The organism is Streptomyces diastatochromogenes (assembly GCF_002242805.1).
GTDB lineage: Bacteria > Actinomycetota > Actinomycetes > Streptomycetales > Streptomycetaceae > Streptomyces > Streptomyces diastatochromogenes.
This window is the reverse complement of the sequence record NZ_MCGQ01000017.1, coordinates 90,535-112,206: the sequence shown is the minus strand read 5'-3', so window position 1 is coordinate 112,206 and position 21,672 is coordinate 90,535. Positions and strand designations below refer to the sequence as shown.

14 protein-coding genes are annotated in these 21,672 nt (G+C 73.7%); 4 read left to right on the top strand and 10 right to left on the bottom strand.

Going from position 1 to position 21,672, the window contains the following annotated elements; translation table 11 throughout:
* Positions 1-35: 35 nt before the first annotated feature.
* From BEK98_RS22130 to BEK98_RS22090, 9 genes are all read right to left on the bottom strand, one after another.
* Positions 36-1,097 carry a LacI family DNA-binding transcriptional regulator gene (locus BEK98_RS22130; protein WP_094218370.1) on the bottom strand — a complete coding sequence of 354 codons (1,062 nt, stop codon included), beginning with the start codon at positions 1,095-1,097 and terminating at the stop codon, positions 36-38.
* A 126-nt stretch (positions 1,098-1,223) separates the two neighbouring features.
* Positions 1,224-3,620, bottom strand: coding sequence for a beta-galactosidase (locus tag BEK98_RS22125; protein ID WP_094218369.1), 2,397 nt, complete (start codon positions 3,618-3,620; stop codon positions 1,224-1,226).
* Positions 3,620-5,383, bottom strand: a complete 1,764-nt coding sequence (locus BEK98_RS22120) for a glycoside hydrolase family 35 protein (RefSeq protein ID WP_094218368.1) — start codon at positions 5,381-5,383, stop codon at positions 3,620-3,622. The genes BEK98_RS22125 and BEK98_RS22120 overlap by 1 nt, the downstream gene beginning before the upstream one ends.
* 88 nt (positions 5,384-5,471) lie before the next feature.
* On the bottom strand, positions 5,472-6,656 hold the full coding sequence (locus tag BEK98_RS22115; RefSeq protein WP_094218367.1) for an MFS transporter: 1,185 nt from the start codon (positions 6,654-6,656) through the stop codon (positions 5,472-5,474).
* The gene (locus BEK98_RS22110) at positions 6,653-8,134 is read right to left on the bottom strand and encodes a GMC family oxidoreductase (protein ID WP_094218366.1); all 1,482 of its coding nucleotides are present in this window, start codon (positions 8,132-8,134) and stop codon (positions 6,653-6,655) included. Before BEK98_RS22110 ends, BEK98_RS22115 begins: the two co-directional genes overlap by 4 nt.
* On the bottom strand, positions 8,131-8,505 hold the full coding sequence (locus BEK98_RS22105) for a hypothetical protein (RefSeq protein ID WP_094218365.1): 375 nt from the start codon (positions 8,503-8,505) through the stop codon (positions 8,131-8,133). The genes BEK98_RS22110 and BEK98_RS22105 overlap by 4 nt, the downstream gene beginning before the upstream one ends.
* Entirely contained in the window at positions 8,502-9,920 is a 1,419-nt protein-coding gene (locus BEK98_RS22100; RefSeq protein WP_094218364.1) for an aspartate aminotransferase family protein, read from the bottom strand. Before BEK98_RS22100 ends, BEK98_RS22105 begins: the two co-directional genes overlap by 4 nt.
* Complete coding sequence (locus tag BEK98_RS22095; protein ID WP_094218363.1) at positions 9,913-11,325, bottom strand: NAD(P)/FAD-dependent oxidoreductase; 1,413 nt, start codon at positions 11,323-11,325, stop codon at positions 9,913-9,915. Before BEK98_RS22095 ends, BEK98_RS22100 begins: the two co-directional genes overlap by 8 nt.
* Complete coding sequence (locus BEK98_RS22090) at positions 11,322-12,329, bottom strand: glycosyltransferase family 2 protein (RefSeq protein ID WP_143684142.1); 1,008 nt, start codon at positions 12,327-12,329, stop codon at positions 11,322-11,324. Before BEK98_RS22090 ends, BEK98_RS22095 begins: the two co-directional genes overlap by 4 nt.
* Before the next feature lie 237 nt (positions 12,330-12,566).
* Between BEK98_RS22090 and BEK98_RS22085 the strand changes: the two genes are divergently transcribed.
* Positions 12,567-14,408, top strand: a complete 1,842-nt coding sequence (locus tag BEK98_RS22085; RefSeq protein WP_244201929.1) for an alkyl/aryl-sulfatase — start codon at positions 12,567-12,569, stop codon at positions 14,406-14,408.
* On the opposite strand, the gene BEK98_RS22080 is transcribed toward BEK98_RS22085, so the two are convergent.
* Complete coding sequence (locus BEK98_RS22080) at positions 14,398-15,603, bottom strand: PucR family transcriptional regulator (RefSeq protein WP_094218360.1); 1,206 nt, start codon at positions 15,601-15,603, stop codon at positions 14,398-14,400. The genes BEK98_RS22085 and BEK98_RS22080 overlap by 11 nt on opposite strands.
* A gap of 131 nt (positions 15,604-15,734) precedes the next feature.
* Here BEK98_RS22080 and BEK98_RS22075 point away from each other — a divergent pair, with 131 nt between their 5' ends.
* The 3 genes from BEK98_RS22075 to BEK98_RS22065 all read left to right on the top strand — a co-directional run bounded on the left by BEK98_RS22075 (position 15,735) and on the right by BEK98_RS22065 (position 21,668).
* On the top strand, positions 15,735-17,021 hold the full coding sequence (locus BEK98_RS22075) for an MFS transporter (RefSeq protein WP_094218359.1): 1,287 nt from the start codon (positions 15,735-15,737) through the stop codon (positions 17,019-17,021).
* A gap of 105 nt (positions 17,022-17,126) precedes the next feature.
* Positions 17,127-18,020, top strand: coding sequence for a glycosyltransferase family 2 protein (locus tag BEK98_RS22070; protein ID WP_094218441.1), 894 nt, complete (start codon positions 17,127-17,129; stop codon positions 18,018-18,020).
* A 420-nt stretch (positions 18,021-18,440) separates the two neighbouring features.
* Positions 18,441-21,668 carry an AfsR/SARP family transcriptional regulator gene (locus BEK98_RS22065; protein WP_094218358.1) on the top strand — a complete coding sequence of 1,076 codons (3,228 nt, stop codon included), beginning with the start codon at positions 18,441-18,443 and terminating at the stop codon, positions 21,666-21,668.
* Positions 21,669-21,672: the final 4 nt, after the last annotated feature.

Genomic DNA, 21,672 nt, shown 5'->3' with positions numbered 1-21,672 from the left:
GGGCACGTAGCCCGTGACCTGGCCTTCCGCATGGCCTACCGAGGGGCCGGGCCCGTGCTGCGGCGGACGATGAGTTCCACCGGGACGACGGGATCGACCGGCGAGTCCTCCGTGCCGCCGATGCGGTTCACCAGGAGGCGGAGGGAGCGTCGGCCGATCTCGGCGAAGTCGGTGCGGACGGTGGTCAGGGGCGGGAGCAGGTGTGCGGCCTCGGGGATGTCGTCGTAGCCGACGACGCTGACGTCCTCGGGGACACGGCGGCCGGCTTCGTGCAGGGCGCGCAGGACGCCGAGTGCCATCTGGTCGTTGGACGCGAACACGGCGGTGACGTCGGTCCGGTCGGCCAGTCGGCGGCCCAGGTCGTAGCCGGAGTCGGGGCTCCAGTCCCCGAAGAGCGGGGCCGGGACGGGGGCGCCGGCCGCCTTCAGGGCGGCGGTCCAGCTCAGCACGCGCCGGTCGGCGGAGGTCCAGCCCTGGGGGCCCGCGACGTGCCGGACGGTCTCGTGTCCGAGAGCGAGGAGGTGGTCGGTGGCGGCGCGGGCGCCTGCCCACGAGTCGGCCGTCACCCAGGGGGTGCCGTCCTCCAGGTCGTTCTCCAGCACCACGAGAGGGACGTCGAGGGCGGCCTCCGCCAGGGCCTTGCCCACCCAGAGCTGCGGGGCGATGGCGATCACGCCGTCCGCTCCCTCGGCCCCGAGGCGGTCCACCGCGCGCACCACCGTGTCCCGGTCGGCGGTGTCGAGGGCGATGGAGCTGACCAGGTAACCGGCCTCCTGCGCCGCGCCGTTGATCGCCGTCAGGATGGAGGCGGGACCGAAACGGGCCGCGTCGAAGGAGATCACGCCGAGCATGCGGGTCCGGCCGCTGGCGAGCGAGCGGGCGCTGCGGCTGGGCCGGTAGCCGAGGGTGCGCATGGCCTCCAGGACCGCCTCCCGGGTCTCCGGGCGGACGGCGGGGTGGTCGTTGAGGACCCGGGAGACGGTCTGCTTGGAGACGCCCGCCAGTTTGGCCACGTCGTCCATCACGGGACGCGTTCCCGCGAAGCTGCGTCGGCTGCGGCCTCTGGGCGCCGGCCCGTCGTCAGTGCTGCGAGACATGACGCGCGTTTCCTTCGTGCTTGCCTGGTGTCGTCCTGGCGATCCTCCCGCACGGCGGTTCCGGGGGGTACGGCGGGCTCACCGAGGCGGTGTCCCCACCGGACTCGGTGGGGACACCGGTGACTCTCAGGCTGTGTCGATGGTCAGGACCCGGGCGACGATCACCTCGGCGTCGGAGACCGCCGTCGTGTACGCCTGCTGCGCCGCCCGCTCGGGCAGATGCACCCGGGCGTCCGGCGAGAGCGGCAGCACGCGGATGCGCAGGCCGCTCGTGCGCAGCCGCTCTCCGGGCAGCCGGTCCAGGGCGATGTCCCAGGGGCGGCCGGAGAAGAACTGGTCGGACACGAGCGTGTCTCCCACGTAGGCGCGGGCCACGTCCCCGGTCCACCGGATGCGCAGCAGCGCTCGCCGCGTCGGGTCGAGGACGGCATCCGGTACGTCGATGCGGTACTCGGCCGCGACCGTGTCGAAGAAGGCGTCCGCGGGGGCGCTCGCCCGGCCCTGCACGCCGGTCACGGGCTCGGGGGCGTCGTCCGCGGGCCGGAGCAGAGTGACCGGTGCGGCAACGGTGTCCGGCGCGTCGTCGGGCAGCACGGTGTAGCGGGTCAGCGCACCGTCCGCCGTCTGCTTCATCGCCGCGCCGACCGCGACGGGCAGGCGTTCGGGAGCGGGCAGGACGGCGAACGACGGCTCCGCGGCGGTGCTGTGCACGCGGACCGTGTCACCGTCGAAGAGCACGGCGCCGTCGGCGCACAGCACCAGCCGCTCGGCACCCCAGGCGGTGCCCCGGTACGCGGTGCGCGCCGTAGCGGCGTCCAGGATCAGCAGGCCGACCTGTCCGCCGTCCGCCGTGTCCACCTCGACCAGGGCGTCGGTGCCGGGGCGGATCCCGGTGATCAGGACGCGGTCGTCGGCGGTGGTGAGGTCGCCGGACGGGGTGCGCAGCGCGCTCACCGTGTCCGCGCGCAGGGCGAGTTCGGGGGCGATGCCGTCCGTCGCGGCCAGGACCAGGACCGTACGGCCGTCGCAGTCGATGGTGCACACCGGCTGTGCGGTGGCCCACTCCACGTGGGCGCCCGCCACGTCCAGGTGCAGCGGCCAGCAGAAGTAGGCGCCTTCGGGGACGGTGACCGGGGTGCTGGGCAGGGTCACGGCGGGTGCGCCGGCGAACTCCACGGTGAACGAGGTGTCCGGGTGGGCCGGCAGCGGCTCGTGCGGCTGGTGGTTGTTGACGAAGAGGAAGCCCGAGGTGCCGTCGCCGCGCACGGCCCAGCGCAGTGTGTCGAGGTCGTGCTGCCCGGTCGGCTGCTCCGCCGGGAGGACCGACTCCATGGGGGCGATCAGATGGCCGAAGTCGGCCAGCAGCAGGTGCTGCAGGCGCAGTTCGTGGTACGAGGGGCGGACCTGGCCGCACTCGCCGAGCGGAGCCTGGAAGTCGTACGTCAGGACGGGCAGGTCGTTGGGGTAGCCGGTGGCGTGCGACTCCTGGAGGGTCGTCAGTTCGCCGGCCGGGTTGGTGCCGCCGTGGAACATGTAGTAGCCCTGCCACACCGAGCCGCAGCCGATCTTGGTCAGGCCGAGGGCGCCGATGTCGGCGGCGTCGACGCGGGGCCGGCGGTGATAGGCCACGGCCATGCCCCCGCCCAGTTCACAGGTGGCCCAGGGGAACCGGTCCCGGTGCTCCTCGGGGTCGGCGCCGCGCACGGTGGTGGGGCGCAGGTCGGCGCCGATGCCCTCGTCGTCGCGCTGGTGGGTGAAGAAGAAGTGCTTGCGGCAGGTGTCGGGCCAGCCGCCGTCCGCCTCGGTCCAGAACGTCTCCGGGTAGCCGCCGTACAGCGGCAGCAGTTCGTCGCCCGGCAGTTGCACGCCACCCCACGCCGTGGACGTCCACAGCGGTGCGCTCAGCCCCGCCTCCTGCGCCATCCGCTTCAGGGTGAGCAGGTGGCCGGGCTGGTCGTACAGCTCGTTCTCGATCTGGACGGCGACGATCGGTCCGCCGTGCGCGCGGTCGAGGCCGCGCAACTGCTCGGCGATGGCCGCGAACCAGGTGCGGACGGGCTCCAGGTACGCGGGGTCGTCGGTGCGCGGCGTGCAGGCGCGTGCCAGCAGCCAGTCGGGCAGGCCGCCGTTGCGGACCTCCGCGTGCGACCAGGGGCCGATGCGGGGGATGAAGTCCAGGCCGTGGCGCGCGCACAGCTCGGCGAAGCGGCGCAGGTCGCGGTCGCCGTCGAAGCGGATACGGCCTTCGGTCTCCTCGTGGTGGATCCAGATGAGGTAGCCGGCGACGGCCGTCACGCCGCCCGCCTTCATCTTCAGCAGCTCCTCCTCCCACCGGTCCGCGGGGTAGCGGCTGTAGTGGAACTCGCCGGAGACGGGGAACCAGGGACGGCCGCCGCGCGTGAGGTAGCGGCTGGTCACCTCGATCGGGTCGGCGACCCCGGGGGCGTCGGCGAACGGCAGATGGCCGGTGAGCGGGACCGCGACGGGTGCGGGGACGCGCAGGTGGTGGTGCGGGTGGGACATCAGGACTTCTCCGGTCCGAGGTCGGGGGCGGGGGTCAGGTGGGCCTGTGTGCCGGTGGTGCCGTGCAGTTCCAGCAGGACGAGGTCGTTGCGGCCGGGGCGCAGGACGGGCGCGGGGACGTACAGGGTGTGCTGGGGGCCGCGGTTCCAGTAGCGGCCCAGGTGGAAGCCGTTGATCCAGGCCTGGCCCTTGGTCCAGCCGGGCAGGGCCAGGAAGGTGTCGGCCGGGGTGGCCACGTCGAAGGTGCCGTGGTGGAAGGCGGGGCCGGTGGACGTGGTGGTGGCGTCGGGGGTGAAGGGGAGGGCGGCGAGGTCGTCCAGCGGCAGGGGATGGCAGAGCCAGTCCCGCAGTTCGGTGCCGTTGAAGGAGACCGGGCCGAGCAGGCCCTTGGGGGCGCCGATGCGCGGCCCGTAGTTGACGCCGCCCATGTTCTCGACGAGCACGTCCAGGGCGGCGCCGGGCCGCGGGACGCGCACCGGCAGCGCCTCGTCGTGCCGTTCGCGTTCGAGCACGCCGACGGGGGCGCCGTCGACGAACACCTGGGCGCGGTCGCCGATGCCGCCGGAGAAGTGCAGCAGGCCGTCGCCGCCGACCGGAGCGGCGGTGCGGTACAGCGCGTATCCGCTGCGCAGCCCCAACTCGTCCATGGTCGGCGGATGTTCGGCCGGTACCGGGTCGCTCAGCGCCGCCACCTGCGGCAGCAGCGGGACCCGGCGGTCCAGCGCCACCGGGGTGGGCGGGAGTTTCGCGGCCGGTGCGGGGGCGGGCTCGTCGGGCACCGGGGCGTGCCGGGCGATCACCTCGCGGAAGGCGTGGTACTTCGGGCCGGGGTCGCCGTGCTCGCTCAGCGGGGCGTCGTAGTCGTACGACGTCACGGTCGGGGCGTAGGCGTGGTAGTGGTTGGCGCCGTTGGTGAAGCCGAAGTTGGTGCCCCCGTGGAACATGTAGATGTTCACCGAGGCGCCGGCGGACAGCAGCTCGTCGAGGCGGGCGGCGGCGTCGGCCGTGTCCCGCACATGGTGCGGTCCGCCCCAGTGGTCGAACCAGCCGATCCAGAACTCGGCGCACATCAGCGGCCCTTCGGGTCGGTGGGCGCGCAGCTCGGCGAGGGCGTCGGGGATCTTGCCGCCGAAGGTTCCGGTGGCCAGGACGCCGGGCAGGCTGCCGGCCGCCAGGTGCCCGGGGTCTGCCTGGTCGCAGGTGAACAGCAGCTCCTCGACGCCCCGGCTGCGCAGGGCCTCCCGCAGATGCTCCAGGTAGGCGGTGTCGTCGCCGTAGGCCCCGTACTCGTTCTCCACCTGGACGGCGACGACCGGGCCGCCGGCGGCCGCCAGATGCGGCAGGAGCGGTGGCAGCAGCAGGTCGAGGTAGCGGTCGACGGCGCCGGTGAAGCGGGGATCACTGGTGCGCAGCCGGATGTCCGGATCGGCGGTGAGCCAGCCGGGCAGCCCGCCGCCGTCCCACTCGGCGCAGATGTACGGGCCGGGCCGCAGCAGGACGTGCAGCCCCTCCTCCTGGGCCAGGCGCAGAAAGTGGGGCAGGTCGAGGAGGCCGTCGAGGACCAGGCCGCCGTCCGGGTCGGGCTGGTGGAGGTTCCACGGGACGTACGTCTCCACCGTGTTGAGGCCCATCAGGCGTGCCTTGCGCAGCCGGTCCGCCCACTGGCCGGGGTGGACGCGGAAGTAGTGCAGCGCGCCGGAGATGATCCGGAACGGCTCTCCGTGCAGCAGGAAACCGTCGGACGTCGTCGTCAGAGCGGGCATACGGAGGCTTCCCTTCTCTTCGGGGGGCTCTTCGGGGCGGGGCTCAAAAGGCTCAGCGGGTCGAAAGCGCTCAAAAGGCTCAAAGCGCTCAACGGGCCCGGGTGGCGCGGATCAGCCAGAGCGTGGCGGCCAGGCACAGCGCCGAGACGCCGCACAGCAGCAGCGGTACGGCCCTGATGCCGGACCACTCGATGGCCTTGCCGAGGGCGGGGCCCGCCACGACACCGCCGACCATGGACGCGGCGATGACCAGCGCGCCGGCCTGGCGGGCCCGGGGCGCCGCCCGGTTCAGCCACGGCAGGCCGGTCGGGAAGATCGGCGCGATGAACAGGCCGACCCCCGCGTACGCGTAGGGGGCGATCCCCGGCACCACCGCAAGGAGCAGGCAGCCGGTCATGCCCGCGCAGGACACGGTGATGATGGACTGCGCCGAGAACCGCAGGGCGAGCGGTGCCACGAGGAACCGGCCCACCGTCATCATCAGCCAGTACACCGAGGTGGCGGTGGCCGCGGCGCCGGCGCCGTAGCCGACCGTCTCCAGGTGGGTGGGCTCCCAGCCGCCGACCCCCGCCTCGATGCCCACGTGCAGGACGTACAGCGTGACGAACATGGCGAGCACCGAGGCCAGACTGCGCCTCAGGGCCCCGTCCCCACCGGCCTGTTGCGCCTCCTCCGCCGGGTCCGGTGCCTGGTCGCGCACGCCCTTCAGGCACAGCAGCAGCGGCAGGTTGGCCGCGGCGAAGGCGAGGAAGACGGCCGGGTAGTGCCCGGCCCCGACCGCGCCGATCAGGGCCGGGCCGAGGATGGCGCCGACGCCGAAGTGCGCGTTGAGGACGTTCAGCATCGCGGCCGAGCGGCGCCCGAAGCCGACGGCGAACAGCTGGTTGAGGCCGTAGTCGATGCCGCCGAAGCCGAGCCCCGCGAGCAGGGCCATGGCAAGTGCGACGGGCCAGTTCGGCGCGAGCGCGAACCCGACGGCACCGGCGGCCATCAGCACGTAGGAGCTGCCCAGGATCTGCCGGTTGCCGATCCGGCCGTACAGCCGGTTGAAGAGCAGCACCCCGGCGACCCCGCCCACGAAGTGCGCGCTCAGGCCGAGCCCGGCGACCGAGGGGGACAGCCCGAACTCCCGCCGCAGCGCCGGGATCGCGGGCCCGTACAGCGCCTGGAGCGCACCGATGAGGACGAAGCCGACGCAGGAGGCGACCACTGCGGCGGTACTGAAAGCGGGGGCCGCCTCGGCGGTCCGTGCTCGCGTTGCCTGCTCGCTCACGCCGACTCCAGATAACGGCCCACGATCTCGCGGGCGAAGGACATGATCGTTCCCTGCGGACTGATGCCCGGGGCGCCCGGCAGGACGCTCGCGTCGCACAGGCGCAGGTTGGTGAAGCCGTGCGGGCGGCCGGCCTCGTCGCAGACCCCGCCGCGCTCGGGCAGGGCCATGGGGCAGCTGCCCATGCCGTGCACCGACACCAGCTCCCAGTCGCCGGGCCGGACCCGGTCGCAGTACGCGTCCACGTCCGCCGGGGTGCGCAGCGGGCCCGTGCCACTGGTCGGCGGCAACAGCTCCACCGCGCCCGCGGCGAACAGCAGCCGGGCGGTCCGCCGGAACGCCAGGCGCAGCGCGTGGTGATCGGCGGGGGTCATGCCGTGGCGCAGCACCGGGGCGCCGCCCACGACCGCGGCGATGCCCGCACCGCCCTGCATGCGCACCTGCGTGGTGAACATGCCCAGGTGGGCGCGGGCGGCGAGGAGTTTGTCGACCTGGGCCGGGTCGCGGCCGGCCAGTGCGGCGCCCAGGCCGCCCGGCGTCAGGTTGGACGGCATGACGAGCATGCCGAGCGCCGAGTGCTCCTGGACCTGCGCCGTGAACATGGTGCCGCGCACGGCGTCGACCGCCTTCGGGAACCGGGCGATCGTGCGCAGGTTGAGGTGCAGGGCCAGGTGCCGTCCGGCCGTGCGCGAGTGGATGCCGCTGCGGCGCAGCAGTACGGGCGTGCCGATGGGGCCCGCCGCGACGAACACGTCGCGCGGCCGGTAGCGCACCCGGCGCCCCGCACCGTCCACCGCCTCCACGCCGCGCACGGTGCCCCGGCGGTGCGCGATCCGCTCGACGCGCGTCCCGGGGACGATGTCCGCGCCCAGGGCCTCGGCCTGCGGCAGATACGACACCGCCATGCTCTGCTTGGCCCCGCTGGGGCAGCCCGTGGCGCACTGGTTGCGGTGCTCGCAGCCGCGCACCACCCGCTGCGGGTGCTGCCAGCGCCAGCCCAGGGACTCGGCGGCCCGCGCCAGCAGCCGGGAGTCCTCGTTGCCGTCCCCGTGCTCCTGGACGATCATGCCCAGCTCCCGCTGGATGTCGCCGAAGTGGGCGCCCACGACCGCGGACCGGTAGCCGCCGTACCCGGACCAGGAGGCCCAGCGGTCCAGGACGGCACGGGACGGCTCCCAGAACAGACCGCCGTTGACGACCGTGGTGCCGCCTACGGCACGGGCCTCGCCGTAGGCGATGGTCGGCGTGCCGAACACGGCGGTCGCGCCGGCGTTGCGGTACAGCCGGCGCATCGACTCGGCGGGGCTCGCCGCCGCCAGCTCGTCGGTCGAGACCCGCGGCCCCTCCTCCAGGACGGTCACCGCCCGTCCCGCGCGGGCCAGTTCGAGGGCGGCGACGCTGCCGCCGGCCCCGGAGCCGACCACCAGCGCGTCGCACTCCACCTCGGCGACGCTCCCGCGCACCGTCAACGGGCTCATCGCACGACCTCCCGGGCGCGCGGGGCGGGCCGTACGACGCCGCCGTCGAGGGCGCCGTACAGGGCCAGTGCCGTGGTGGCGCGCAGCAGTTCGCCGTACCCGGGCCAGGTGCGCAGCCGGGCCAGCGCCCGGCGGGCGTCCTCGGCGGAGGCGGTGTGGGGGCTGCGGCGGGTGACGGCGTAGAACGCCGACGGGAACAGCCGCAGCGCGGCCGCCGTGCCCCAGCGGTAGCCGGCGGGCATCCGGTTCAGGCTCTCGGTGGTGTGCCGGACCGCCCGGTGCAGGGCGGGAGCGGGGCGCAGCGCCTCGTACAGGTGCGCCCAGCACGCCGGCAGCCCCGAGTCGTGCAGGGCGCGGTCGGTGAGCCTCATGCGGTCACCTTCTCCTTCACCAGACCGGCCAGCAGGCGGGCCGGTCCCTGGTCGAGCACCTCGTCCAGGGCGTTCACGAACAGGTCGACCTCGTCGGTCTCGGCCACCAGCGGCGGCGACACGATCAGGGCGATGAGGCGGTTGGAGCCGAAGAACGTGAGGATGCCGTGGTCGCGGTAGAGGGCGGCGATCACGGCGCCGGTCAGCAGCTTGGAGACGGCCTGCGGGTCCCTGGCCGCCGAGGTCGGCAGCTTCTCGCGCAGCGCGTCCGGGAGCTGCGGTCCCGGCGTGAGGAACACGCCGTGCAGGGCGCCGCGTCCGGTGACCTGCCGCACCAGCTTCGGGTGGCGGGCGGCCACCCGGGCGAGCCCCTGGCTCAGCCGCTCCTCCAGTGCGCGGGCCCGGCCGGGGAAGTCGTCCTCGACGGCGATGGCCACGGCCTCCAGCGCGGTCGCGGTCTCCTCGCCGAAGCCGTAGTACGTCGTGCTGTGCAGGGTCGCGTCGGCCAGGTTGTCGTACGCGGCACGGAAGACGGGCTCCCGCGCGATGTAGCCGGAGATGGACGCCTTGCCGCCGCCGAAGGACTTGGAGGTCGTCACGATGTCCGGGACGAGGCCCGGGTGGTGCATGAAGTGGAACAGGGCGCCGGTCTTGCCCCAGCCGGTGTACACCTCGTCGAAGACCAGCACGATGTCGCGCTCGGTGCACACCCGGCGGACCTCGCGCAGGAACTCGGGCGAGCACTCGCGCAGGCTGGAGGCGCTGAACGGCTCCAGCACGACGGCGTACACGTCGCACTCGCCCGCTGAGGTGGTGTGCCGGTCCAGGGCGAGCAGGAACGAGCCCAGGTCGTCGTAGGCGAAGGTGTCGGTTCCCGGGATCTGCGGATACGGGAAGTGGATCTCGGGCGACGCGGTGAGGCTGCCCGCGCCGAGCAGTTTGCCGTGGAAGGCGATGTCCGTGTGCAGCACGGTGCCGCGCCGGCCCTGGTGGTACTTGTAGGCGAGCTTGACCGCCCCTTCCACCGCCTCCGCACCGGAGTTGGGGAAGTAGCTGATGTTCAGGTCGCCGGGCAGCAGGGCCGCCAGGTTGTGGCCGAGGGCGGCCACGTAGGGCGAGAAGTAGTTCTTGTGGACCTCCATGCGCCGCCGCTCCTGGAAGCGGCGCCGGGCGGCGAGGATGCGCGGGTGGTTGTGGCCGTGGCTCAGGACGCCGACCCCGCCCGTGAAGTCGAGGACGCGCCGGCCGTCGCGCAGGTGGATCCAGGCGCCCTCGGCGTGGTCGACCAGGTCACGGCCGAAGCCGAACGAGCCGATGAGGGAGACCTGGCTGCGGCTGACGTACTTCCGGTACAGGTCGTGCACCTGGTCCGTGGTCAGCGCCTCGGCCTGGTCCAGGGTGAGCAGCTCAGGCATCGGGGCTCCCGGAGGTGGTGCCGGCGGGGGACGGGGAGGCGGCGAGGCGGTCGGCGATCAGCCGCCCGGTACGACGGCCGTCGCGCACCGCGTAGTTGGTGCCGCGGTCCTCGGGGAACACCTGCGCCATGCCCGCGAGGTACAAGCCCCGGACCCGGGACTCGACCGACGGCATGGTCCGCGTGTAGTACGGGGTGATCACCGGCTGGGCGTACTCGGCGCGCCAGACATGGAAGCGCTCGACCCAGCCGCGGTCGAAGTCCGGGAACATCCGCCGGATGTGCGGCAGGCTGTACTCGAAGACCTCCTCGTCGGTCATCCGGTACAGCTCGGCGTCGGTCGGCAGGTACTTGGAGAGGTAGACGACGTGCCGGCCGTCGTAACGCTCGGGCCGGTCGAGGTTGGTGTGCTCGATGACGCCGACGTACGGGAAGTCGGGGTCGTTGACGTTGAGCCAGTACGTGTCGGAGAGCCTGTGCCGGTTCTCCAGGACCAGGCAGACGTTGCCCAGGTAGTCGACCGAGGACCAGCGCCGCAGCAGCTCCGGCACCGCCGGGTGGTCCGCGCCCTCGTGGTCGAGGAGCCCCGCCGCGACCTGCGGCGCCGTGGTGACGAGCACGTGCCGGGCCGGATGGAACTCGCCCCCGGCGCGTACCCCGCTGACCCCGGCGCCCTCGGTGTGCACGGCCTCGACGTCCACGCCGGTGCGGATGTCGACGCCGAGGGACTCGAGGCGGCGCCGCAGCGCCCCGAGCAGCGCCTCGCTGCCGCCCTTGATGTAGTACAGGGTCTCCTTGCCGGAACGGGTGCGGCTGCCGCCGCGCAGGTGCAGCTTGGTCCACATCCAGGTGGCGCCCACCTGGCTCGCGTACTTGCCGAACTTGCCCTCCAGCAGCGGCCGCCAGACGACCTCGTACACGCGCCGCCCGCCCAGCGAGACCAGCCACTCCTCGGCCGTACGGGACTCCAGCTCCCGCCAGTGCCTGACCTTCTGGGCGCGCAGGGCCAGCAGCCCCAGGCGGATCCGGTCGCGCAGCGCGAGCGGTGCGAAGCGCAGCACGTCGAGCGGGGCGGACAGCCGGTAGACGGAGTTGGCGTAGTACACGCCCGTACGGGTCTCGTGGGCCTCCAGCAGATGGGAGATGCCGAGGCTCTCGCACAGCCGGATCATCTCGGTGTCCGAGGAGAACCAGTGGTGGTAGAAGCGCTCCAGGCGCTTGCCGTCGCCGATGTCGAAGCTCGCGGCGAGCCCGCCGACGATCTCCTCGCGCTCGATGATGCGGACGCTGCGCCCCTGCGTGGCCAGTTCCAGGGCGGCGGACAGACCGGTGAAACCGGCGCCCACGATGACGACGTCGACCGGGTCGGCCGCGCGCGGTGCCGGTGCGGATGCCTGCGCGTTCACAGGGAAACACGCTCCTTTGCGGGAAGGACAGCGGAGGACGGGGCGGACGGGGAGGACGGGGCGGACGGGCCGAGCTGCGCGCGGCCGCCGAGGCGCTCTTCGACGACGTAGTCGGGGCGGCCCTGGACCTGGCGGAACACCGCGTGCAGGTACTCGCCGACGATGCCGAGGGTCAGCGCCTGGGCGCCGAAGGCACCGGGCCGGGCCAGCAGCCGTGCGTCGCGCTGGACGGCCGCGGCGGCGAGACCGCCCGCGAGGACGGCGGCGCCCAGGTAGGTGGTCAGGCGCAGCGGCGCCACGGACCCGGACAGCAGGCCGCGCCGGGACAGGGCGAGCATCTTGCGCAGGGTGTACTTCGACTCGCCCGCCTGCCGCGGATCCCGGTCGTAGGAGACGCTGGCCTCGGGAAGCCCGAACCAGCTCACCGCACCGCGCAGATAGAGGCTCTTGTCGCCGGCCTCGGCGAGCAGGGTGACCACCTCGCGGTCGAGCAGCCGGAAGTCACCGGTGTCCAGGGCGAGGGAGTGGTCGGACAGCGTGTTGAGCAGGCGGTAGAAGGCGTACGCGCTGGCCTTCTTGAACAGGGTCTCGCCCTCGCGGCTGCGGCGCCGCGCGGAGACGACGGCCCAGCCGTCGCGCCACAGCGCCGCCATCTCGGGAATCAGCTCCGGCGGGTCCTGCAGATCGGCGTCGATGACGACGACCGCGTCGCCCACGGCCTCCCGCAGACCGGCCAGGCAGGCGGCCTGGTGCCCGAAGTTGCGGCTCAGCTTCACGGCCCGCACCGAACCGGACTTCTTCGCCAGGGAGTTGACGACGTCCCAGGTGTCGTCGGCGCTGCCGTCGTCGACGTAGATCAGCTCGCAGTCGAACGCGGCGAGCGAGGCGAGGACACGACTCAGGCGGGCGTGGGTCTGGGCGAGGACCTCCGCCTCGTTGTAGCAGGGAACGACCACGCTGAGCGTGGGGCGTCCATGGTCGAAGACTCGAATGTTCCGCGGCACAGCACACCTTTCGCGCAAGGAACACGTAGGGAAATGAACTGGTGGTACGCGGTTCTCCGCGGCACCTGGGGCGCCGTGGCGTCGATGATTGTTACCGGTAACATGAACCCCGTCAAGATCTTCTACTCGCCTGTCGTGGAGGGCTGTTGAGGGCAGGTCCGCGCTGTGACGGGTCAGCGGTGCCTCTGTGACGCGTCACCGGGTGCGGCCGGGCCGCCCGGTGTGAGGATCGTCGGCGTGACAGGCGGTGAGCGGGACCAACAGGACTTTGTGGACGCCGAGCAGGGCTTCGTCGCCCGGCTGGTGCCGGGGGTGGTGCGGGCGCCGGACGGCCGGGTGGTGTGGGACGCGGACGCGTACGGCTTCCTGGACGAGGAGTGCCCGGCCACCGCGCATCCCTCGCTGTGGCGGCAGAGCCGGCTCGTGGCCCGGCAGGGGCTGTACGAGGTCGTGCCCGGCATCCACCAGGTGCGCGGACTCGACCTGTCCCACATCACCTTCGTGGAGGGCGAGCGCGGTGTCATCGTCGTCGACCCGCTGATCAGCGAGGAGGTCGCGGCCGCCGCGCTCGCGCTGTACCGGGAGCACCGCGGGGAACGGCCGGTCACCGCCGTCATCTACACCCACTCGCACGTGGACCACTTCGGCGGCGTGCGCGGTGTCGTGGACGCGGCCGACGTGGCCGCCGGACGGGTGCCGGTCATCGCGCCGGCCGGCTTCCTGGAGCACGTGGCCGGCGAGAACGTGTTCACGGGGACGGCGATGGCCCGCCGCGCCGCCTACATGTACGGCGCGGCGCTGCCCAAGGGCCCGGCCGGGCAGATCGGCTGCGGGCTCGGGCAGACGACGTCGACCGGTGGCGTCGGTCTGATCGCGCCCACGCTGGACATCACCGCCACGGGCCAGCAGGAGACCCCCGACGGGGTGCGGATCGTCTTCCAGCTCACGCCCGGCACCGAGGCACCGGCGGAGATGAACTTCCACCTCCCCGACCTGCGGGTGCTGTGCGTGGCCGAGAACGCCTGCCACACCCTGCACAACGTGCTCACGCTGCGCGGCGCGCTCGTACGGGACCCGAGCGCCTGGGCCCGCTATCTGACGGAGACGATCCGGCTGTTCTCCGACACCACCGACGTCGTCTTCGCCTCCCACCACTGGCCCACCTGGGGCCAGGGCCGTGCGGTCCGCTTCCTGGAGGAACAGCGGGACGCCTACGCCTACCTGCACGACCAGTCGGTCCGGCTGATCAACGCCGGGTACACGGGCGCCGAGATCGCCGAGGAACTGCGCTTCCCGCCCGCGCTGGAGCGGGCGTGGCACACGCGGGGCTACTACGGCTCGCTCAGCCACAACGCCAAGGCGGTCTACCAGCGCTACATGGGCTGGTTCGACGGCAATCCGGCCCATCTGTGGCAGCACCCGCCCGTCGAAGCCGCCCGCCGGTACGTGGAGTTCATGGGCGGCACGGACGCGGTGGTCGCCAAGGCCCTTACGTCGTACGACGCCGGGGACCTGAGGTGGGTGGCGGAGGTGCTCGGGCACGTGCTGTTCGCCGAGCCGGACCACGCCGGGGCCCGGGAGCTGCAGGCCGCGACTTTCGAGCGGCTCGGACACGGCTCGGAGTGCGGTCCGTGGCGCAACTTCTACCTCATGGGGGCGGCCGAGCTGCGGGACGGTGTCCTCGGCACCCCGACCCGCAGCGCCCCCGACCTGCTCGCCGCGCTCACCGCCGAGCAGATCTTCCAGTCCATGGCCGTACGGATCAACGGCCCCCGAGCCGCCGAGGCTGGACGGCTGCTGCTGGGCTGGGAGTTCACCGACACCGGTGACATCTGGACCTTGCTGCTGTCCAACGGGGCGCTCACCCCGATGTGCGGCGACGCCCCGCGTGGCGAGCCGCCCACCGTCACGCTCCGGCTGGCCCGCGCCACGCTCGACGCGGTCCTGGGCGGCCGGACGACGTTCGCCGACGAGATCGCGGGCGGTGCGGTGGCCCTCGACGGCGACGCCGGGGCGCTGCTCACCTTCGGGACGCTGCTGGACAAGCCCGACCCTGACTTCGCCATCGTCACGCCTTGACGGGGGCGTCCCTGAGCAGCAGGGCCGCCAGCGCCAGCGCCGTGTCGCGCGGGTCGGCCAGGTCCAGGCCGGTCAGCTCCTGGACGCGGGTGAGGCGGTTGTCCACGGAGTTGGGGTGCAGGCTGAGCAGGCGGGCGGTGGCCCGCCGGTCCTGACGCTGGGCGAGGTGCGTGCGCAGGGTGTCCAGCAGGTCGAGGCGGCCCGCGAGCGGATCGAGCCGGGCGGCGATCCGGCCGCTGCCCTCGCTCGGGCGGGACAGGTGGTACTCCAGCAGGACGTCGTCGAGCCGGTGCAGCCCGGGCGGCCGGCCGCACGCGGCCGCGACCCGCACGATCTCCGCCGTCAGCCGCGCGGCACGCGGGATACCGGCGGTGTCCGGTACGGCATCGGCGGCCAGCCGCAGACCCGGCCCGGCCACCGCCTCGCGCAGCACCTCCCCGATCCGCTCGGGCAGTTGGGACGTCCCGGGTACGACGACGTGTCCGCCCGTGGCGTCGAGCAGGGCCAGGGCCTCGGTGCCGAAGGCGCGGTCGAGCGCGGTCTGGACGCGCCGGTGCAGCCGCCGTACGGCCACCGGTGACCGCGCGTCACGGGCGTCCGGGAAGCTCAGGTGGAGCACGAGGGCGGGCCCGTCGGGAGCGGAGGCGTCCGGGGCAGCCGTACCGTCGAGCAGCGCCCGGGCACGGGAGCGGCGCCGTTCGTGGCGCTCGGCGGCGAGGGCGGCCTGCTCGTCGAGATAGCTCTCGGTGACCGCGCCGACGACGCGTTCCTCGGCGGCGAAGAGGGCCTCCGCCAGCTCGGCCAGCGCGGGTTCCTCACCCGGCCGGGCGGCGGAGCGCAGGGCCTGCCACAGCTGGTGGATGCCGAGGCAGTAGGTGCGCAGCAGCAGGTGCAGCGGCATGCCCTCCTCGGCCCGCTGGGCGGCGCGCTCCTCGAAGAACTCCAGGCCCTCCGAGGGCGACCCGTGGACGGCGGTGCGCAGGAACAGCCGCAGGGCGTGCCGGGCCGTGGCCGCGATCTCCACGTCCTTGACGTCGGCGGGCAGTTCGGCATAGCCGCGCAGCTGCTCGAAGGCGCCCCGGGCCAGATGCCGGGCCAGCTCGTTCACCCGTGGTTCGCACCGGGCGGCCAGCGCCCGCGCGGCGGGGGAGAGGGCGGGCGCCCCGGGGTGGCGCGGTGGTTCGTCTCGGGCCATGGATCACCTCGCGCGTTGTGATCCGTCACAGTAGCGGGCCGCCAGGACTGTGATGCCGACGGCTGTCCCGCCCTGTCCGCTGCCAGCAGGATCGACGCCACGCCGACGCCGCCGTCCTCTGGAGGAGCCCTATGACGCAGCACATGACGGGGTGGCGGACCACCTGGGCGCTGCTCGCCTTCATGCTGGTCAACTTCGCCGACAAGACCGTGCTGGGACTGGCCGCCCGACCGGTCATGGCCGACCTGGGGATCGGCCGCGAGCAGTTCGGCACCGCGTCGGCGGCCTTCTTCGCGCTCTTCAGCGTCTCGGCCCTCGCGGTGTCGTACCTGACCCGCACGGTGCGCACCACGGTGCTGCTGCTGGCCCTGGCGCTGCTGTGGTCCGCCGCCCAGCTGCCGATGCTGTGGCCGGCGGCCGGCTTCGGCACGCTGCTGGCCACCCGGGTGCTGCTCGGCGCGGCCGAGGGCCCGGCCCTGCCCGTCGCCACCCACCATCTGCACGGCTGGTTCGAGCAGCACCGGCGCACCCTGCCCACCGCGGTGCTGCTGACCGGCGCGGCCGCGGGGGTCGCCGTGGCCGCGCCCACCCTGACCCTGGTCATCGACCGCTTCGGCTGGCGGTGGGCGTTCGGCGCGGTGGGTCTGGCCGGGCTGGTGTGGGCCGGGTACTGGGCGTGGCGCGGCATCGAGGGCCCGTACGCGCCGGAGGCCGGTGGCGCCGGTACGGGCGCGGACGGTGCCGTCCCGTACCGGAGGATCCTGCTGTCCGGCACCTGGCTCAGTGCGGCACTCGGCGCGTTCGCCGCGTACTGGATGCTCAGCGCCGGCCTGACCTGGATGCCGGACTATCTGCAGACGGTCGTGGGGCTGAGCCTGCGCCGGTCCGGGACCCTGGTGACCGCCGCGGCCCTGGCGGGCGGGGTGGTGCTGGTGGGCCACGGGCTGCTGGCCCGCCGCCGGACCCGGCCGCCGCACGGGGCGGGCGCGGGGGCGGCGATGTGTCTGGCCGCCCTGGCAGTGGGGCTGTTCGCCGTCACCGACGCCGTCTGGCTCAAGGTGGTGCTGATGCTCGGTCCGATGGCCCTGGCGAACGTCGTGATGACGGTGGCCCAGACCGCCTGTGCCCGGATCGCTTCGCCGCCCCAGCGCGGTGTCGTCCTCGGCGCACTGGCCTTCGTCTACGCCCTCGCCGGGGTGCTGGCCCCCTGGACGGTCGGCCGGATCGTCGACACCGCCGCCTCCGTGGACGCCGGCTACCGGACCGCGTTCCTCCTCTCCGCCGCCCTGCTCGGCACGACCGGGCTGCTGGCGGTGTGGCGACTGCGGCCCGAGCGGGACGCGCTCGCACTCGCCGCGGAAGCTTTGCGGCTCAAGGAAAGGTGCGCACAAAACCGGAGCAAAGGGGCTGCAAAGTGAATCTGCGTCAGGTGAACCAGCGCACCTGAGGCAACATCTTGGTGAACGGCGAGCGCCGCGCGGTCAGGACGCCGGAGCCGCCGTTGGCCGGATGGGGTGAGGGACGTGGTGGAGCCGAGGATCGCCGTCGCCGTGGTGACCATGGGCAACCGGCCCGCCGAAGTCGACGCCCTGCTGGAGTCCGTGGCCAAACAGGACGTGGCCCCCGCCCGCATCGTGATCGTCGGCAACGGCTGCCGGCTGCCCGAGTTCGCCGAGCGGCTGTCCCTGCCGGGCGAGGTCACCACCCTCGACGTCGAGGAGAACCTCGGCTGCCCGGGCGGACGCAACGTCGCCCTGGCCCGGCTGCGGGAGTACGGCGACGTCGACATCGTCGTGGAACTGGACGACGACGGACTGCTCGTCGACCCCGACGTGCTGCGCCGGGTGCGCGACCTGTACGCGGCCGACCCGCGCCTCGGCATCATCGGCTTCCGCATCGCCGACGAGAACGGCGAGACCCAGCAGCGGCACGTGCCCCGGGTCGGCAAGTCCGACCCCCTGCGCGGCGGTTACGTCACCGGCTTCCTCGGCGGCGGCCACGCCTTCCGCATGGCGATGCTGGCCGAGACCGGGGACTGGCCCGCCGAGTTCTTCTTCGCGCACGAGGAGACCGACCTCGCCTGGCGGGCCGCCGACGCCGGCTGGAAGATCCTCTACGCCCCCGAGCTGCTGCTGCAGCACCCCAAGACCTCGCCGGCCCGGCACGCCATCTACTACCGCGTCAACGCCCGCAACCGGGTCTGGCTCGTCCGGCGCAGGCTGCCCCTGCCGCTCATCCCGGTGCATCTGGGGGCGTGGCTGCTGCTCACCCTCGCCCGCACCCGCTCGGTGGCCGGGCTGCGGGCCTGGTTCGGCGGGTTCGCGGAAGGGCTGCGGGAGACGCCCGGCGAACGGCGGCCGATGCGCTGGCGGACGGTGTGGCGGCTCACCCGGCTCGGGCGCCCGCCCGTCATCTGAGCGACGGGCGGCACAGGGCGCGGAGAGCCCGGAAGGGACGGGACAGGGCCCCGGTCGTTCACCTCCGACGACCGGGGCCCCTGCGTCCCCGGATCAGGCCTGCGGCGACACTCCCCCGAGTTACGCGACTTGCCGCGCGCGCCGTCGGGCCGGATCCGATGGAAAGATCACATCAGGGCCCGCCAACAGATCGCTAACATGTGGCCAACGGTTCGTCCGCAGGTCGCGGTTCGGTTGGCCGGAAGTTGTCGGGCGACCGGCGCAGTAGGCAGGAACCCTAACGGATTCCGGCCCCGGCCAACAGGTGCAGGCTGGCGGGAAACCGTTGTGAATGGGGCGGAATTCCGCCAGGGACCGGCGGGCACACGCCCGCCGCGCAGCACGGTCGAAGGGGACCGCGCGGGAAGGCAGTGGAGCGGGATGCGGCGGTGCGAGCTGCGGTTCGGACTGCTGGGACCGCCCGTCCTGTACGACCGACACCTGTACGAGATTTCGTACGACACCCATGTCGACCCCCATGTCGACCCCTATGTCGACCCCCGTGACGGCACCCATGTCGACGCCCCTGACGTCACCCCTGGCGACGCTCCCGACAACCACGTCCGAGCCATCGGCAGCCCCAAGGTCCGCGCCCTGCTCGCCGCGCTGCTGCTGGAGGCCGGCCGGGTCGTCTCGGTCGAGTCGCTGAAGGACGCCCTGTGGGGCGGGGCACCCCCCGTCTCCGCGCAGGCCTCGCTGCACAACCACGTCACCCGGCTGCGCCGGCTCCTGGACGACCCCGAGCGGCTCAGGGCCGTGGCGCCCGGCTATCTGCTGCGCGTGGACGACGGCGAGTTGGACGTGCACGTCTTCGACACCCGGGTCGCCGAGGCGCGCGCCGCGCACGCCCGGCGGGACTGGGCGGGTGTCGTGCGCCCCTGCACGGCCGCGCTCGCGCTCTGGCGTGGCACCCCGCTGAGCGGACTCCCCGCCGACCTCGGCGGCTACGCCCTCGTACAGCGCCTGGAGGAGGCGCGGCTGCTCCTGCTGGAGTGGCGGCACGACGCCGAACTCGCGCTCGGCGGAGCCCGGTTGGCGGGACTCGTCCCCGAGCTGGCGGCCCTGGTCGCCGAGCATCCGCTGCGCGAGGCGTACCACCGCCAGCTGATGCTCGCCCTGCACCGCACCGGCCGCCAGGCCGAGGCCCTGGCCGTCCACCGCGACCTCCGCGCCCGCCTGGTGGAGGAACTGGGCATCGAACCGGGCCCATCGGTCCGCGAGGCCCACGTGGAGGTCCTGCGGGACTCCCCGAGGTCGGAGGCCGGGGGAGCGGTACCCAGGGTCCCTGCGCAACGCACGCCTGGCACGCACGCCACGCACGGCACCCACGCTCCTGCACCCGCCGACGGCGAACACCCCCCACAGGGGCCACCCGCACCCGACAACGAAAGCCGCACGGGCGGTGCGGGTGGGAACCCAAACCCGGCCGAAGGCCGGGTACACCCCCACGCACCCGCACCAGCCCAACTCCCCGCACCCCCCGCAAACTTCACCGGCAGAGCAAAAGAAATCAACGCCCTGCACGACACCCTCGCCAACCGGCGGAGCCAAGTCGCCGTGATCAGCGGCATGGCCGGCGTAGGCAAAAGCGCCCTCGCCCTACACGTCTCCCACGAGTTGAGGGAACGTTTCCCCGACGGCCAGCTGTACGTCAACCTGCACGGCGCGACCCCCGGCATGGCCCCGCTCACCTCGGCCCAGGCCCTCATCGCCCTGCTGCGCGACCTCGGCGCCGAGCCCCGCAACATCCCCGAACACCCCGACGCCGCAGCCGCGTTGCTCCGCTCCCTGCTCGCCCCCGTCCGCATCCTGCTGGTGCTGGACGACGCGGCGAGCGCGGCCCAGGTACGGCCCCTGCTGCCGGCCGGGCCCGGCTGCGCCGTGATCATCACCAGCCGCTCCCCGCTGACCGCCCTGGACGGCGCCCGGCGCTTCCCGCTCTCCCCGCTGACCGGAGAGGACAGCGCGGCACTGCTGCGCGCGGTGAGCGGACGCGAGGGGCTCGACGCCGGCCACCCGCTGGTCGAGCTGACCGGCAGGCTGCCGCTCGCGCTGCGGGTCGTCGCCGCCCGGCTGGCCGCCCGCCGGGCCCTCACCCCGGACGTGCTGGCCGGTCAACTGGCCGCCACCGAAGGCCGCCTGCACCACCTGGAGTACGACGACCTGAGCGTCCGCCGGTCCCTGGCCGTCGCCCACGACGCGCTCGCCGCCGCCGAGCGCGAGGCCGACCGGGACGCGGCCCTGGCCCTGCGCCGCATCGGCGCGCTGGACCTGCCCACCTACGGCGCCCCGCTGGTCGCCCGCCTCACCGGCACCGACGCGCGCCGCGCCGAGGCCGCCCTGGACCGGCTGGTCGACGTGGCCCTGCTGGAGGAGACGGAGTACGGCCGCTACGCCCCGCACGACCTGGTCCGTGACTTCGCCCGCGAACTGGCAGGCCAGAGCCCCGAGCCGGCCGGCGGCGCCGATCCGGACCTCACCGCCCTGCGCTGGTACGCGGCCGCCGCCGAGCGCGCCCTCGTCGCCATCGTGGAGCCCGGTCTCGACCAGGAGGACCGCCTGCGGCCCACCTCCGCGCAGCCGCCGGAGCACGCGGCGGAGGTGGCGACCCTGGGCACCTTCGAGTCCGCCGAGCGGGCGTTCGCCTGGGGCGATGTGGAACTGGAGAACATCGTCGCGCTGGTGGAGCGCAACGCCGGCCCGGGCGACGACCGCCGGGCCGCCCATCTCTCCACGCTCGTCCGGCTGTTCTTCCCCTATGCGCAGCGCAGCGGCCGGGTCGCCGAGATGGAGGTGCTGGGGCGGGTCGCGCTCGGCGCGGCACGGCGGCTAGGGGACGCGGCGGCCGAGGCGTACGCCCTGGGCGACCTCGCGGGCCTGCACTTCCTGACCGGCCGCCAGAACGACGCCCTCGCCCTCACCGACCAGGCCCTCGTGATCTGGCGGCGGCTCGGCACGGTCTCCTGGATCCGGCGCTGCCTGAACAACCGCGGGCTGCTGCTGGAGGGGCTCGGCCGGTTCGAGGAGTCCGGGGAGGCGCTGCGGCAGAGCCTCGCCCACTCCGGGCAGCTGAACGACCCCTACGGCGAGGCCGTCACCCGCAGCCACCTCGGCAACCTCTACGAGCACACCGATCCGCGGGCCGCCATCGAGCAGCACCGGCGCTCGCTGGCGATCGGGGACGCGATCGGCGCGGTCATCGTGCAGCACTCGGCGCACTGCAACATCGGCTACGCCCACCTCACCCTCGGCGAACCGGCCGCAGCCGCGGAGCACTTCCAGGAGAGCCTGCGCATCCTCGGCGCCCACGGCGACTGGCACGGCGAGTCGCAGACCCGGCTCGGCCTGGTCCGCGCGCTGCGCCGGCTGGGCGAGGCCGAGCGGGCCGCGGCGGAGTGCGCCGAGCTGCTGCGCCGGGCCGACGCCCGCGCCGACCGCTACATGGGCGGCCTCGCCCGCCACCAGCACGGCCTGCTGCTGCGCGAGCAGGGGCGGCGGCCGGAGGCGCACGACGCCTGGCGCGCGGCCCTCGTGGCCCTGGACGGCACGGACGAGCAGGCGGTGCTGGAGGAGCTGCGCGAGCTGCTGGCCGAGGCCGCGGCTCCCTGAGGGG